Below are 14,531 nucleotides of genomic sequence, written 5' to 3'. Positions count from 1 at the left end.
GGGGAGGATCGGTGTGGATAGTTTCTTGCGTTGCGTTGGTTGGCGCCTACGCCGTGTCAGCCGCTGCACCCTCGTCGCGCGAGAGGTTAATGCCCAGCGATGAACCGGCCTGGTCGAAATCGTCGTCGTCGCCGGAGAGCTCCATCGGAGTGCCGTCGGCGGTGAGGACCTCAACGTTCAGGCACAATGACTGCAGCTCCTTGAGCAGCACCTTGAAGGATTCGGGGATGCCCGGATCCGGGATGTTGTCGCCCTTGACAATGGCCTCGTAGACCTTCACGCGGCCCACGACGTCGTCCGACTTGATGGTCAGAAGCTCCTGCAGCGTGTAAGCCGCGCCGTATGCCTGCATGGCCCACACCTCCATCTCGCCGAAACGCTGTCCACCGAACTGGGCCTTACCGCCCAGCGGCTGCTGCGTAATCATGGAGTACGGGCCCGTGGAACGGGCGTGGATCTTCTCATCCACCAGGTGGTGCAGCTTGAGCATGTACATGTAGCCCACGGAGACGGGGTACTTGAACGGTTCGCCGGAGCGGCCGTCGAAAAGCACGGTCTTTCCGTCGCCGTCGACCATGACGTCGCCGTCGCGATTGGGCTTGGAGTTCGCGAGCAGGCCCGCGATCTCCTCGTTGCTTGCACCGTCGAACACCGGGGTGGCCGTCAGGGACTCCGGCGGCACGTCGTAGAGGTGCTCCGGCAACGTCTCAAGCAGTTTGGCGTTGGCCGGGTCGTCCGGGTTAACGGTCCAGCCGGCGTGAGCCAGCCAGCCGAGGTGAACCTCAAGGACCTGGCCGATGTTCATACGACGCGGCACACCGTGGGTGTTCAAGATGATGTCCACCGGGGTGCCATCGGCCATGAACGGCATGTCTTCCTGCGGCAGGATCTTGCCGACGACACCCTTGTTGCCGTGTCGGCCAGCCATCTTGTCGCCGTCCTGGATCTTGCGCTTCTGGGCGACGTAGACGCGGATCATCTCGTTGACGCCCGGGGAAAGATCGTCGTCGTCCTCGCGCGAGAAGCGGCGCACAGCGATGACCTTGCCGGTCTCACCGTGCGGCACCTTCAGGGAGGTGTCGCGAACCTCGCGGGCCTTCTCACCGAAGATGGCGCGCAGCAGGCGCTCCTCCGGGGTCAGCTCGGTCTCACCCTTCGGGGTGACCTTGCCCACCAGGATGTCGCCGTCGCGCACGTCCGCGCCGATGCGGATGATGCCGCGCTCGTCGAGGTCCTTGAGCACGTCCTCGGAGACGTTCGGGATCTCACGAGTGATTTCCTCGGCTCCGAGCTTGGTGTCGCGAGCATCGATCTCGTGCTCCTCGATGTGCACCGAGGTCAGGATGTCATCTTCCACAACGCGCTGGTTGAGAATGATGGCGTCCTCGTAGTTGTGACCCTCCCACGGCATGAAGGCGACCAGCAGGTTGCGGCCAAGCGCCATCTCGCCGTTCTTCGTGCCGGGGCCGTCAGCGATGACCTGGCCAGCCTCAACGCGATCGCCAGCGGAGACGATCGGGCTCTGGTTGTAGCAGGTGCCCTGGTTGGTGCGCTCAAAGGTGCGCAGCAGGTAGGTGTCGCGGATGCCCTCGTCGTCCATGACGGTGATGAAGTCGCCGGTGACGTCCTCAATCACGCCAGCCTTGCGGCTGATCACGGTGTCGCCCGCGTCGTAAGCGGCGCGCTGCTCCATGCCGGTTGCCACGTAGGCGGCCTCGGAGCGCAGCAGCGGCACAGCCTGCTTCTGCATGTTGGCGCCCATCAGCGCGCGGTTCGCGTCGTCGTGCTCAAGGAACGGAATCATTGCCGTTGCCACGGACACCATCTGGCGTGGGGAGATGTCAACGTAGTCGACGCCGTTGGCGCCAACGACACCGATGTCTCCGTCCTTGAGGCGGACCTCGATGCGCTCGCCAGTGAGGTTGCCCTCCGCGTCCATCGGGGTGGCCGCCTGCGCGATGGCGTAGCGGTCCTCCTCGTCGGCGGTGAGGTAGTCGATCTGGTCTGTCAGCTTGCCGTTTTCGACCTTCTGGTAGGGCGTTTCGATGAACCCGAACGCGTTGACGCGCGCGTAGGAGGCCAAAGCGCCGATCAGACCAATGTTCGGGCCTTCCGGGGTCTCAATCGGGCACATGCGGCCATAGTGCGACGGGTGCACGTCGCGGACCTCGATGCCGGCACGCTCGCGCGAGAGGCCACCCGGGCCGAGCGCCGACAGGCGGCGCTTGTGCGTCAGGCCGGACAGCGAGTTGTTCTGGTCCATGAACTGCGACAGCTGAGACGTGCCGAAGAACTCACGGATGGCGGCGGAGACCGGGCGGACGTTGATCAGCGACGTCGGGGTGATCGACTCCGCGTCCTGGGTGGTCATACGCTCGCGCACGACGCGCTCCATACGGGACAGGCCAACGCGGACCTGGTTCTGGATGAGCTCGCCGACGGTGCGCAGGCGACGGTTGCCGAAGTGGTCGATGTCGTCGGTGTTGATCGGGATGATCTCGCCGGTCGGGGACTTCATCTCCGTCTCGCCCGCGTGCAGGCGCACGAGGTACTCGAGCGTGGTGGCGATGTCTTCCTCGGTCAGGGTCATCAAACCGTCGTGGTCGCCGCCGAGACCGAGCTTGCGGTTGACCTTGTAGCGGCCGACACGAGCCAGGTCATAGCGCTTCGCCTTGAAGAAGGAGTTCTCCAGCAGGGACTGGGCGAGGTCGCGGGTGGGCTGCTCGCCCGGGCGCTGCTTGCGGTAGATCTCAAGCAGTGCCTCGTCGGTGTTGGCCACGCCGTCGGACTCGAGGGTGGACATCATGATTTCCGAGAAGCCGAAACGCTCGGTGATCTGCTGGGTGGTCCAGCCCAGCGCCTTGAGTAGCACGGTCACCGGCTGGCGGCGCTTACGGTCGATGCGCACGCCGACGGTGTCACGCTTGTCGACGTCGAACTCCAGCCACGCGCCACGCGATGGGATGACCTTCACGGCGTGCAGCGGGCGCTCGGTGGACTTGTCGATCGTCTCATCAAAGTAGACGCCCGGGGAGCGCACGAGCTGGGAGACAACGACGCGCTCGGTGCCGTTGACAATAAACGTGCCCTTGTCGGTCATCAGCGGGAAGTCGCCGATGAACACCGTCTGAGACTTAATCTCCTGGGTGTCGTTGTTGATGAACTCCGCGGTGACGTACAGCGGTGCGGAGTAGTTGATGTCCTTCTCTTTGCACTCGTCGATCGAGTACTTGATCTCCTCAAAGCGCGGCTCGGACAGAGACAGGCTCATGTTGCCCGAGTAGTCCTGGATAGGGGAGATCTCCTCGAGGATGTCCTCGAGGCCGCTAGTAATATGAGCGTCGTCGCCGCGCTCGGCGCGCTGACGCTCGCGCCACTCCTGGGTCCCTACGAGCCAAGCGAAAGATTCACTCTGCACGTCGAGCAATCCGGGCACGCTCACGGGCTCGGAAATCTTCGCAAACGAGTAACGCTCCGGAGCTCCGGGGATATTGGCCATAGACATGGTCTGGTGGGAGACTGCCAAGTTGGGTCCTTCCAGCACCTCACGCGGCTCCTGCGAGATCTGCTTGACAGCAGCAGATCACGGGGTTTTCCGCTGGATAAGTTAGTAATCGGTCAGCTGTGGAATCCCCGCCCCCGAAATGCACAAAGCCGCCTTGTCAAGTCCCTTTTTCATAGAACGAAAGACAAGGCTTATCAGCGCGCACGGAGACGGCTTCCAGCGCAACGATTAACATTATACGAACTTTGCCGTCTTGTAAAGGCGACCAGGAGGTCGGCCCGCTCGCATCCCACAATGTGGCCGTCGGGAGGGAACTCTACCACTGACGCAGGCCGGGTGGTCATTTTCCGGACGCGCGCGCCCTCCGGCGTCCCTTGGTGTAGCCCGGCCGCAGCGCTCCGACGAGGCCGATCAGAGTCATGATCGCCCCGGCCACGATCACCGCGGTGGTAATCGCTTGCGACTGGGCCTGCGAAAACACCCCATCCAGCTGGCCGGCCATGGCTGCCGTTTGCTCTTCGGGCATGCGGCCGTCGTAACGCAAGACGTCCTCGACGCGGCCGCCCTGCGCGTCCCCGTAGTAGGTGTCCACCTTCTCGTTCACCCCGACGACAAGGCCGGAGACCTGGTCCACGGTTAGCTCTCGCTGCGCCGTGTAGTAAAGGAACGAGCGGGTCTGGTTACCCTCGGGATCCACCTGCGTCTTCGTGTTGCGCATATCTGCGTAGCGCAACGCGAGGTTGGTCGGCGGGATGTCCTGGGCGTAGCGGTACACCGTGCGGCCCTCAATCTCGTCCTCGCCGGTGAAGGTGGCGGGGGCGGTGCCGCGCAGGGTGGAGTCGAACACCTCGTAGGTGGTCTTCTCGGCATTCGCAGGCAGCTTCAGCCAGTTGCCCGTCTCTGCAACCTCTGTCTCGGGCAGGATCATCACGTTAGACAGCTTCAGCGGGCCGGTGGGCAGGCCCGTGCGGCGATCCATGCTGAACGTCCACGTCCCAGCGCTGACCAGGTTGTCGAAATCGTTCCCGGATGCGCCAGCGAGCAGGGTTTCGCCGACGCGGATGCTCGCTACCTCGCTATTCGACGGGTTCTGGACCTCCATGTGGACCTGGCGAGTGATCGGTTGCGTCTCACCCTCGTATTCGCCGGCGGGGTCCGCCATGGTCCACGTCGTGTGCTCCAAATCCAGCGGCAGCCGCCCGTCCCCGATCAGAAAACGCGGGGCGAGCAGTCCTCCCACGATCAGGGCGATGCCGAGACCGGTGAGCAGGGCGGCCAGAATTCGTGAAGTGGAAAGCATGGTGGCCGATTGTAACGCAGAAGCGCCTACGCATACGGCGCCGGGCGCGGAACCCTAGCGCAGGATGTCGCGGCCGAGCTTCAGCGTCGTCGCCAGGGTCGTCGCCCAGGTCTGGCTGTCGATGCCGTTGTTGACCACGTTCATGAACCGCGTCTGGGTGACGTTGCGCGACTCGGTGTACTTGGTAATACCGTGGTCGCCGTGACGACGCCCCACGCCAGAAGCCTTCCAGCCGCCCATCGGGGCGTCCATCGCAGACCACGCCGGCGCGTAGCCCTCGTTGATGTTGACGGTTCCCGACTCCAGGCGCGAGGCGAGCTTCTTGCCGGTGGAGGGGGAAGCCCACACCGAGGAGTTCAGCCCGTATTCGGTGTCGTTCGCGCGGCGCACGGCCTCGTCGTTGGAGTCGACGACCTCGATGTAGACCACGGGGCCGAACACCTCGTCGCGGTGCAGGTCGGCACTTTCCGGCACGTCCGCGAGGACGGTCGGGGCGTAGAAGGCGTCGCCAAGCTCGCGCAAGCGCTTGCCGCCTGTCAGGACGGTGGCGCCCTTGCTCACGGCGTCGTCAACGAAGCGCTCGACCAGGTCGGCGTGCTCGGCGGAGATCAGCGAGCCCATGTCGATGTTCCAGTCGGTACCGCCGCCGACCTTGAGCTGCTTGACGCGGTTGACGAACGCCGGGATGAACTTGTCGGCGACCTTGCGGTGGACGTAGATGCGCTCGATCGAGATGCAGAGCTGGCCGGAGTTGCCGAAGCAGGCGGGCCAGATTCCGTTGACGGCGCGCTCGATGTCGGCGTCGTCAGCCACGATCAGCGGGTTCTTGCCGCCGAGCTCCATCGAGTAATCGATTAGACGCGGCGCCACCTGCTCGGCCAGCGAGCGACCGGTTTCCGTGGAGCCGGTGAACATCAGGTAGTCGCACTCCTCGGTAATCGCCTGGCCCACCTCGGAGCCGCGGCCGGTGATGACGTTGAAAATGCCGTCGGGAAGCCCAGCCTCGGAGAGCAGCTCCGCGGCCAGCAGCGCAGACAGCGGCGTCTGGGAATCGGGCTTGAGCACGACCGTGTTGCCCGCCAGGATGGCCGGGATCGCATCCGAGACAGCCAGGGTCAGCGGGTAGTTAAACGGCGCGATGGCCCCCACGACGCCCTTCGGGGCGTACTCTTCGCGTGTCGACGTCAGCACGGGCACGGCCGGACGGCGTCCCTTGGGCTTGAGCAGCTTCTCTGCGCGGTACGCGTAGTGGCGAGCCGTCATCGCAACGTCGAGGACCTCCTCGAGCGCGCTGAGGCGGTTCTTGCCGTTCTCGGCCTGGATCGTGTCCATAATCTTGTCGCGGTTGTCGATGACAAGGTTGTGGAACTTCAGGAAGATCTTGCGGCGCTGGCGGAAGCTGGTTTTCGCCCAGCGCTTCTGCGCGCGGCGAGCGACGGCGAATGCCTCGCGGGTGTCTTCCTTGGTGTGGGCCGTTACTGTGGCGACAACCTCACCGGTGGCCGGATTGATGATGTCTTGAGTGGCGCGCTCGGGCGCGATTGCGTGAGTCATAATGTCCCCTTGTGCGGATTAATACTGCTAAGCCTTAACAGCATTCTCCCTGCAATCCTACACATGTGACCACCTTTACATCTATGATTATCCCATGCCAACATCACAAGAACGCAATAAATGTATCTTTATCAGCGGCGGTGCCTCCGGCATCGGCATGGAGACCGCCAAGCGCATGCTCGACCACGGCTGGACTGTCGGTTGCTACGACATCGTGCCGGTTGAGTGGCACCAGAACGAGGACATCGAAGAGGGCCAGCTGATCACCGGCCACCTCGACGTTCGCTCCTGGGAAGACTGGGAGAACGCAATGAAGGACTTCACCTCGCACACCGGCGGCCGCCTGGACGGTTTCTTCAACAACGCCGGCGTCATCATCGACGGCCGCCTGGAGGACCAGGACCCGGAGCGTATCCAGTGGATCCTCGACATCAACTGCGTTGGCGTCACCTACGGCGCGAAGGCCGCCCACCCGTACCTGGACCGCACCAAGGATTCCGTCATCGTCTCGATGGGCTCCGCATCAGCGATCTACGGCCAGCCCGAGATCAGCACCTACTCCGCCTCGAAGTTCTACGTCAAGGGCCTCACCGAGGCACTGAGCCTGGAATGGGCAAAGAACAAGATCCGTGTTCACTCCCTCGCCCCGCTCTGGGCGAAGACGAAGGTGGCCGAGGTCAACGCGCGCTCCACCCGCACCCTCGGCGTGCGCCTTGAGCCGGGCGACGTTGCAGATGTGGCAGCCAAGCTGTTCGCGGAGCCCAGCTTTTACGACAAGCTGCGCGTCCACCACGGCGTCAGCGTCCCGGACAAGGTGCTCAAGACCCTGGCCGACTTCTCCCCTGACCTGATGAAGCGCTTCTCGACCAAGCTCCTGGTTGGCTAATTGCGTTCTTAAGCCGGCGCGCCTCGTGGAAGGGGCGTCGGCACGCAAAAAAGCTCCCCACCCCAGCGATGATTGCTGGAAGTGGGGAGTTTTTCGCTTGGGTGAGGCGGTGATTACTTGAGGGTAACCGTTGCGCCTGCCTCCTCGAGCTTGGCCTTAGCAGCCTCAGCGTCATCCTTGTTTGCGCCCTCGAGGATCGCCTTCGGAGCACCCTCGACCATTTCCTTAGCGTCCTTCAGACCCAGGCCGGAAACGATCTCGCGGACAGCCTTAATCACGCCGATCTTCTTGTCACCAGCGTTCTCGAGAATGACGTCGAACTCGTCCTTTTCTTCCTCAGCGGCAGCCTCGCCGCCAGCCGGTGCGCCTGCAGCAGCAACTGCAACCGGAGCAGCAGCGGTCACGTCGAAGACCTCCTCGAATTCCTTCAGGAACTCGGAAAGCTCGATGAGGGTCATTTCCTTGAACTGCTCAATGAGCTCGTCCTTAGACAGCTTAGCCATTGTGGCTTCCTTTCTTTCGGGTGGCCGCCTACGCGGCCGCATGTATGTGGTGGTGCGTGGCGCCGCTTACGCGGCTTCGCCCTGCTTGTCCTGCAGCGCAGCGACGAGGCGGGCAGTCTTGGATGCCGGAGCCTGGAACAGGCCGGCAGCCTTGGCCAAGGAGCCCTGGAAAGCGCCTGCGATCTTGGCAAGGGTGGTCTCGCGGTTATCCATCTCAGCGATGGCGTCAACCTGGGCAGCGGACAGGACGTTGCCGTCCATGTAGCCGCCCTTGATCACGAACGCGTCGTGAGCCTTGTTGAACTTCTTCATCACCTTCGCAGCGTCAACTGCCTCGCCCTTGATGAAGGCGACGGCGGTCGGGCCGGTCAGGAGATCATCGAGACCCTCCATGCCATTCTCGCGTGCAGCGATCCTGACGAGGGTGTTCTTGGCGACGTGGTACTCGACATCGAAACCGAGCTCACCGCGCAGTTCCTGCAGCTGACCAACGGTCAGACCACGGTACTCGGTGAGAACAATGGAGCTCGCCTCCTGGAACTTGCCCTTCAGGACAGCCAGCTCGGCAGTGTTTTTCGGGTTTGCCATGACACACGCCTCCTTCCAATAATTAACGTCCTACAATCCGCCCGGGGCACGATCGCTTGAGAACGACAAGTGCCCCGTGCAGAAGCACGGGGCACCATGAATCAGGCCTCGTCTCTCCTGCGTGGGCCGTTCCCTGGAGGGGAAACCTTCGACTCCGCAGCTGCGGAGCGACCGACGGTCTTCGGTGAAACTTGAGGGCGGGGAGGTGACTCCCCGTTCAAACTTCGGGCCTGATGTTATCCGATTGCCTGCTGCGGAGCCAAATCGTCCTCGCCGCTGCGCACCTGCTTGAGCGCACGCCAGGCTGCGACGAACAGCACGATACCGCCGATGAGCGCCATCGCCCCAAGGCCGAAGGCGAGCCCTGCCCAGAACCCGCCGGCGGTCACTGCGGACGCCGCGTCGTAGGCCTTCGACTTCTCGGGCGAGTTGCCGTCGATGGAGGAGACGATACCGCCGCCCCCGCCGAGGGCAAGGGAGTCTTCCGGAGCAGCCTGGTCGACCGTGCCGGGGTCGTCGGCAACCTCGCCGCCCTCGACAACCTCGCCACCCTCGACTGATTCACCGCCGCCGACGCTCGTCTCGGTTCCGCCGGTGGCCACAGCTGCGGGCTGGGAGATCGCCGGAGCAGACCCGCTGCTGCCGCCGGAGACGGTCTGGGCGGGCTGCTGCGTAGCGGGTTGCTGTGCCGGGGCCTGCCCACCGGACGGCGCGGCCGGCTGCTCAGCTGGCTGCGCGGCACCGCTCTGATCCTCGACCATGACCACTGCACCCTCAGGACTGTCTTCCCCTTGATCCGCCTCCGCTCCGTCGCGCGCGACAAGCTGCTGGAACAGCGGGCCTGCGTCATTGTCCAAGGCAATAAACGAGTTCTCGAGCTCGCGCAGGCCATCGATGATCGCCTGCTGCACAGAACCCTCGTCAGACGTTGTGGTGACCGTGTCGATGGGCGCGCTCGGACTGACAGGCGGCTGCGGCTGTGTTGGTTCCTTACCGCCACCGAGGATGCCTCCGAGTGCGAGGACGGCTCCGGCGAGATTTTCAATCGCCTTGGCCAGTTTGTCCCATACGCCAGCGCCCGGCGTTGCAGACTCATCGTCGGGGCCGTCGCCCGTCTCATCGCCCGGCGCGGAGGCGCAGTCCTCACCCGCGGCCGGTAGTGAACTATAGCCCTCATTCTTGTACTTACGCGCCTGCCCAATTACCTCGTCACCGACGGCAAACGTGGCCCGCAGTTCCTTTTTAAACTCTCCTCCATCACGCGCGGTGCCAGTGTAGAGGAAGGTCGCCGCGTAGAGGCCCGGTTCGCTAAACCCGAACGCCTGGTGATCGTGATGATTAAAACCGTAGGTCAGGTGCGATGCCGGATCAGCGGAGTCAAGTTCTTTGTCCAACCGTCCCACGTTCTCGTGCCAGGTGACAATCCTGCCCGGTCCGGTGACGTCACTCAGCGAGACCTTTATGCTAGTTCCTTCCGCAAGCGTGTCGGATTTCAGAGCCGTGGTGGAGAAACCAAGCCAGGGAAGGTCAGAGACCTGCGCCTGCGGTAGCATCCACACCTGCTTGAAATCACCGAGGAACGAGTCCTTGAGGTTCTTAGGTATTTCCTGCTTAGCCGAATCAGGGACCTCGAAGAGGAATGTTCCGCTCTCACGGACAGCGGGGTGGTGCACATCACTGTCGTCGTGAAGCCGTGCCTGGACCTCGCCGTCATCCTCAGCGAGCGTGAGATCCATGTGCCCCGAGGTGATAAATGCATCGGGCTTCGTCGATAGCGCCTGTGCCGCGTAGCAGAGCTGGGCGTTCCCGCCGTCCGGCGCCGGCACGGGTGCCTCAGATTCCGGCGCCGTCGTCTCAGGCGCCTTGCCATCAACGTAGGTCTTTACCTCGTTGAGGTTAATGGTCGTTCCTTTAGGTAAGCCTACATCCGAGTCCTCACCCACGAGCCAGTACTGGGTGACCGGCTCGGTCTTCTCCGTCGTGCCGTCTTTGTGTTCTGCGCGCCCTTGCCATGTGATCTCGTAGATTCCCGGTTCGGTAAACGTCCAGTTGAAGTGGCCATGGGCGCCCACCTTGTACGGAACGCTGTGCAAATTCTCATCCGCGCTACTAAAGTAACGGTCATTCGAGTTCTTCCATGCCCGGTGAAAAAAGATCTGCATCTCGCCTGGCCCCTTGTAATCAACAAGGTCGAAAAACATCAAGTTATCCTTGAAATTCGACGGGATGGCCTCCTCATTTGGCTCGTGTGCCCTGTCAAACGCACCGAGGCCCGACCACAATGGACGCCACTTATCCATAGAGCTTGTGGCCTGAGGCGCAAGCCATACTGCCTGGCCTGGCTTGCCCAAAAAGGCAGTGTCCTCAGTGATAACTGTCCGTGAGATTTCCCGGCCTGTGCTATCCGCATCGCGGGGGAGGCGGAAGCAAAGGGAATCCATTGGCACAACCTGCTGACCATCCACCGCCATGACGGTGAGCTTGTCGCCGTTCATTCGGGTGCCATAGAGCGCGTCGTTGTGGGACTGGTAGACCAACTTGCGGCCCGCGCACACGTGCGGTTGAGACCCGCCCTCGGCCTTCTGGTCCGCAGGTAGGTTGACGCCTAAGCCTGTGTTGCCGTGCTTATGCCCGGATGCGGTGAGCTTCGTCTCGCCCTCGGGCTCGCTGGGTTCAGCCGGAACGGCGGTCTCGCTGGGCTTCGCGCTAGTCGACACCTGCGTCGCCGTCGTCGTGGGCTTTCCCGTCGTCTCTGCCGGGGTAGTCGGAGACTGCGGCGCGGCCTTCACCTCGTTGAGGTTCTTGGTGGTTCCCTTCGGTAGGCCGACGCTCGGGTCGTCGCCGACGAGCCAGTATTGCGTGACCTTGTCGGATGCGGTCTCTGAGCCGTCGTCAAGCGTCGCCCGAGCTTGCCACTGGATGGCGTAGATGCCTGGCTTGGTAAAGGCCCAGCTGAACTGGTTCGTCTTACCCACGTTGTAGGCGAAGCTCAGAGGCTTCTCATCAGTGGTCGAGAGGACCCGTACGACCGGGGAGACCTTGTTTTTGAAGTAGATGTGCACATCACCGCCTTCCGGGCCCTGGAAGTCGGTCATCTCAAATCTCACCTGGTTGTCTCGGAAGTTGGTGGGCACCGCATCGTCGCCTGTCATCCGCTTCGAGTCAAAAGCACCAATCCCAGTAGACATGGGCCGTGGCGGGATCGTCTTATCGGCGGTGGCAGGTGCCACCCACACGGTGTCACCGGGCGTGCCCAGGAAGGACAAATCCTCAGGAATGACCATCCGTGTAAGGTCCTGTCCTTTATCATCAGCGTCCGGCGCGAGGCGGAAACAAAGATCATCCTGGTTCGTCACCTCGGTGCCGTCGAGTGCCATCACGGCAAGCTTTCCCGCTGTGTCGTTCGCGGCGTAGAGGGGAACCTCACGCGACTGGTAAGCCAGCTTGCGCCCCGCGCAAGGGTGGGTCACGGTCTTGCCGTCGGCGGTCTTCATCTTCACATCACCAGGCAGGTTCACGCCAAAACCGGGGGTGCCGGCCTTGTGGTCTGCGGCGATCGGCGCCGACGAGTCGGCCGCCAGAGCGACGACGGGCGCCTGCCCCGCCGCGAGGGCCGCGGCGAGGGGTACTGCGAGATATGGCTTTCTCACTAAAATCATCTCCTTATACGGGTTCGACCCGGCTGAGGCGGATCTTCTCTGCCACCACGCCTTGACGCGGGGCGAAGAGCCAACTGAGGGCAAAGATGGCGGTGACGGCCAGCACGATCGTCGCGCCAGTCGGAGAATCGTAGGACCAGGACAACCACACCCCGATGACGCTCGCGAAGGCCCCGATTCCGGCGGCCAGCCACATCATCGCGCCGAGGTTGTCGGTATAGAGGCGCGCGGCCGCCGCGGGTGTGACCAACAGCGCGAGGACCAAGATGTTGCCAATGGTCTGCACCGAGATCACCACCGCGGCAGTCACGCTGAGGTAGAGGGCAAGGTCGAGTGCGTAGACCGGCAGGTTCATCGCGCGCGCGGTCTCACGGTCGAAGGCGACGGCGCTGAGCCACGGGCCCAGCACCACCATGAGCGCGATGATGACCGTCCCGGCGACGGCGCACACCCAGATCGCCCCGGTGTCCACGCCGGTCAAGGAGCCGAAGAGGAACGAGCTTAGCGACGCCGTGTAGCCCTCCACCCGGGAGATCACCACCAGGCCGAGCGCGAAGGCGGCGGCGAAGACGATGCCGATGACGGAGTCCTTCTTGATCCGGCGCCGCTGGGTGAGCGTGGATATGGCCACGGCCACTACGACCCCGGCGACCGCGCCGCCGAGCAAGACAGAGACCTCGAGCGCGAAGGCCAGGGCAATGCCTGGGAAGACGGCGTGGGCGACGGCGTCGCCAATGAACGACATCCCGCGCAGCACCACGTAGCACCCCACCACCGCGCAGACCACGGAGGAGATCAACGCGACGGCCAGGGCCCGCGGTAAGAACGCAAGCTGCGGGTTCGCCACATCGGCGAGGAATTGGAAAAACCCGATCTCAGGCACGTGCTACCTCCCCCACTCCGGCGGCAGTGTGCGTGCGCAGCGAGCGCAACCACGGCGAATCCGGGCCGACCCCGAAGGTGTCCATCCAGCAGCCCGCCTCGGTCAGTGCGCCGGGGGCGCCGTCGGCGACGATCCCTCCCCGGAACAGGACGAGCCGGTCGCAGGAATCCACCGCCTCGACGATGTTGTGGGTTGACATCACAATCGAGATTCCCGTGCCCACGAGCTGTCGGAAGAGCCCCAACAGAGATTCCGTTGAGGGGATGTCGAGGCCGGTGAAGGGTTCGTCGAGAAGCAGCACGCGCGGGCGGCGCACAAGCGCGCGGGCGACGAGCACCCTTTGGCGCTGCCCGCCCGAGAGCTCGCCGACCGGGCGGGCGCGCAGGTCGAGGAGGTTGACCTCCTCGAGGGCGGCTTCTGCAGCCGCGGCGTCCCCGCGCCCCGGCCGTGCGTACCAGCGCCCCTTACCCAGCGCACCCGAGAGCACCGCGGAGTAGACATCGAGCGGGAAATCCCAGGCCACGTCGTGGCGCTGCGGGACATACCCGATGGCCTCGCGCACGGCGGTACCGGTAAGTTCACCGACCTCGACGGTGCCGCTAGCCACCGGCACGAGCCCCAGCAACGCGCGCATCAGCGTGGTCTTCCCCGCTCCGTTCGGGCCAATCAGCCCGACGAACTCGCCGGCAGAGACGGAGAAGTCCACATCGCGGAAGACGACCCGGTTGCCGTAAGTGACCGAAACCGAGCGGGCCTTGAGCAACGGCTTGCTCATGACTGCCTCCCAGAACGAGAACGAGAGCGCAGCGCCGCCACGGCGGCGAGCACCGCGACAATGACTACGACAGCCACCGCGGTGATAATCGCGATGAGCTTTGAGTCGACGCGTCCCGCCGAGGGATCCGCAGGGGCGAAATCCCGCTCGAACGCGGCGTTGACGTCGGTGCCCTCGCCCACGGTGAGGCGGACGACCTCCTCCGCCGTGTGCACCTGACCTGCATTGTCCTTGACCACCGCGCGCACGCCGACGAGGTGGACGCCGGGGTCGGTAAAGACCCAGTTGGCGTGGGTGTGGGTGTTCGGCTCCACCCACATCGGCTGCGCACCCTCGAGCTGGGAGTTCCACAGCTGGTGGGGCTGGTGGAAGCCGCCGGGCTGGATAGACAGGCTGAAATCCCCCTCGCCGTCGTGGCCGCCGAACTCCATGCTCACCCCGGCGGAGGCGCGGTCCAACAGCGCGGGGGCCTGGGTATTCCACCCCAGCCACGGCACCCCGGCGATCTCCGTCTGCGGGATCACCCAGACTTCTTCGCCCGGCCCGGCGCCGGTGAAGTCGAAATCACCGGTCTCCGGCAGCGTCTGGATGGCTTCATCGCCGACGTCAAAGACGACGTCGTCAAGGTGCCGCCACACGGGCGGGACCTGGGAGTCATCGCGGACGAGGAACTCGAGCTTCTCGCCCACAAACATCGCCCCCAAATCGGCGTGGCCCTGGGAGATCACGGTGCGCTCCCCGGCCGGGGCGATGTTCTCATCCGCGCTGACCTGCTGCTGCAGCGCAGGGTCCTTATCGGCAACCTGGGCCACAGCCGCGGGCGCGTGGAGCCCCATCGCGGCAACCACGGCGAATGCCGCAAGAGTGCGTTTCATCTT

At 63.9% G+C, this 14,531-nt stretch carries 10 protein-coding genes; 1 reads left to right on the top strand and 9 read right to left on the bottom strand.

Features of this window, described 5'->3' with window-relative positions; genetic code table 11:
• Window positions 1-46 precede the first annotated feature (46 nt).
• The 3 genes from RIU96_RS04020 to RIU96_RS04010 form a co-directional block, all read right to left on the bottom strand.
• Entirely contained in the window at window positions 47-3,544 is a 3,498-nt protein-coding gene (locus tag RIU96_RS04020; protein ID WP_136653358.1) for a DNA-directed RNA polymerase subunit beta, read from the bottom strand.
• Between the two features lie 301 nt (window positions 3,545-3,845).
• Entirely contained in the window at window positions 3,846-4,805 is a 960-nt protein-coding gene (locus RIU96_RS04015; protein ID WP_136653360.1) for a cell envelope lipid trafficking protein PgfA, read from the bottom strand.
• 54 nt (window positions 4,806-4,859) lie between these two features.
• Complete coding sequence (locus RIU96_RS04010; protein ID WP_136653362.1) at window positions 4,860-6,359, bottom strand: succinic semialdehyde dehydrogenase; 1,500 nt, start codon at window positions 6,357-6,359, stop codon at window positions 4,860-4,862.
• Window positions 6,360-6,453: 94 nt separating this feature from the next.
• On the opposite strand from RIU96_RS04010, the gene RIU96_RS04005 reads away from it, so the two are divergent.
• The gene (locus RIU96_RS04005; protein ID WP_136653364.1) at window positions 6,454-7,245 is read left to right on the top strand and encodes an SDR family oxidoreductase; all 792 of its coding nucleotides are present in this window, start codon (window positions 6,454-6,456) and stop codon (window positions 7,243-7,245) included.
• Window positions 7,246-7,358: 113 nt separating this feature from the next.
• Here the strand turns inward: RIU96_RS04005 and rplL are convergent, their stop codons facing one another.
• From rplL to RIU96_RS03975, 6 genes are all read right to left on the bottom strand, one after another.
• Window positions 7,359-7,748 carry a 50S ribosomal protein L7/L12 gene (gene rplL / locus RIU96_RS04000; protein ID WP_136653366.1) on the bottom strand — a complete coding sequence of 130 codons (390 nt, stop codon included), beginning with the start codon at window positions 7,746-7,748 and terminating at the stop codon, window positions 7,359-7,361.
• 66 nt (window positions 7,749-7,814) lie between these two features.
• A complete protein-coding gene (gene rplJ, locus RIU96_RS03995) occupies window positions 7,815-8,336 on the bottom strand; it encodes a 50S ribosomal protein L10 (protein WP_136653368.1) in 522 nt (173 codons plus the stop codon).
• Window positions 8,337-8,572: 236 nt separating this feature from the next.
• Complete coding sequence (locus RIU96_RS03990) at window positions 8,573-11,986, bottom strand: choice-of-anchor M domain-containing protein (RefSeq protein ID WP_311205129.1); 3,414 nt, start codon at window positions 11,984-11,986, stop codon at window positions 8,573-8,575.
• Between the two features lie 13 nt (window positions 11,987-11,999).
• The gene (locus tag RIU96_RS03985; RefSeq protein WP_311205128.1) at window positions 12,000-12,878 is read right to left on the bottom strand and encodes an anchored repeat-type ABC transporter permease subunit; all 879 of its coding nucleotides are present in this window, start codon (window positions 12,876-12,878) and stop codon (window positions 12,000-12,002) included.
• Complete coding sequence (locus tag RIU96_RS03980) at window positions 12,871-13,653, bottom strand: anchored repeat-type ABC transporter ATP-binding subunit (RefSeq protein WP_136653374.1); 783 nt, start codon at window positions 13,651-13,653, stop codon at window positions 12,871-12,873. Before RIU96_RS03980 ends, RIU96_RS03985 begins: the two co-directional genes overlap by 8 nt.
• The gene (locus tag RIU96_RS03975) at window positions 13,650-14,528 is read right to left on the bottom strand and encodes a choice-of-anchor M domain-containing protein (protein ID WP_136653376.1); all 879 of its coding nucleotides are present in this window, start codon (window positions 14,526-14,528) and stop codon (window positions 13,650-13,652) included. The genes RIU96_RS03980 and RIU96_RS03975 overlap by 4 nt, the downstream gene beginning before the upstream one ends.
• Window positions 14,529-14,531 lie beyond the last annotated feature (3 nt).

The sequence above is a fragment of the Corynebacterium sp. Z-1 genome (genome assembly GCF_031844665.1).
Classification (GTDB): domain Bacteria; phylum Actinomycetota; class Actinomycetes; order Mycobacteriales; family Mycobacteriaceae; genus Corynebacterium; species Corynebacterium sanguinis.
Note: the sequence above shows the minus strand (reverse complement) of the source record. Positions and strands in the feature narration are given on the sequence as shown.

Bases quoted from the DNA above. Each gene is read 5' to 3' on its own strand.
- rplJ (WP_136653368.1), bottom strand. From the start codon at position 8,336: ATGGCAAACCCGAAAAACACTGCCGAGCTGGCTGTCCTGAAGGGCAAG.
- RIU96_RS03975 (WP_136653376.1), bottom strand. From the start codon at position 14,528: ATGAAACGCACTCTTGCGGCATTCGCCGTGGTTGCCGCGATGGGGCTC.
- RIU96_RS03980 (WP_136653374.1), bottom strand. From the start codon at position 13,653: ATGAGCAAGCCGTTGCTCAAGGCCCGCTCGGTTTCGGTCACTTACGGC.
- rplL (WP_136653366.1), bottom strand. From the start codon at position 7,748: ATGGCTAAGCTGTCTAAGGACGAGCTCATTGAGCAGTTCAAGGAAATG.
- RIU96_RS04005 (WP_136653364.1), top strand. From the start codon at position 6,454: ATGCCAACATCACAAGAACGCAATAAATGTATCTTTATCAGCGGCGGT.
- RIU96_RS04015 (WP_136653360.1), bottom strand. From the start codon at position 4,805: ATGCTTTCCACTTCACGAATTCTGGCCGCCCTGCTCACCGGTCTCGGC.
- RIU96_RS04010 (WP_136653362.1), bottom strand. From the start codon at position 6,359: ATGACTCACGCAATCGCGCCCGAGCGCGCCACTCAAGACATCATCAAT.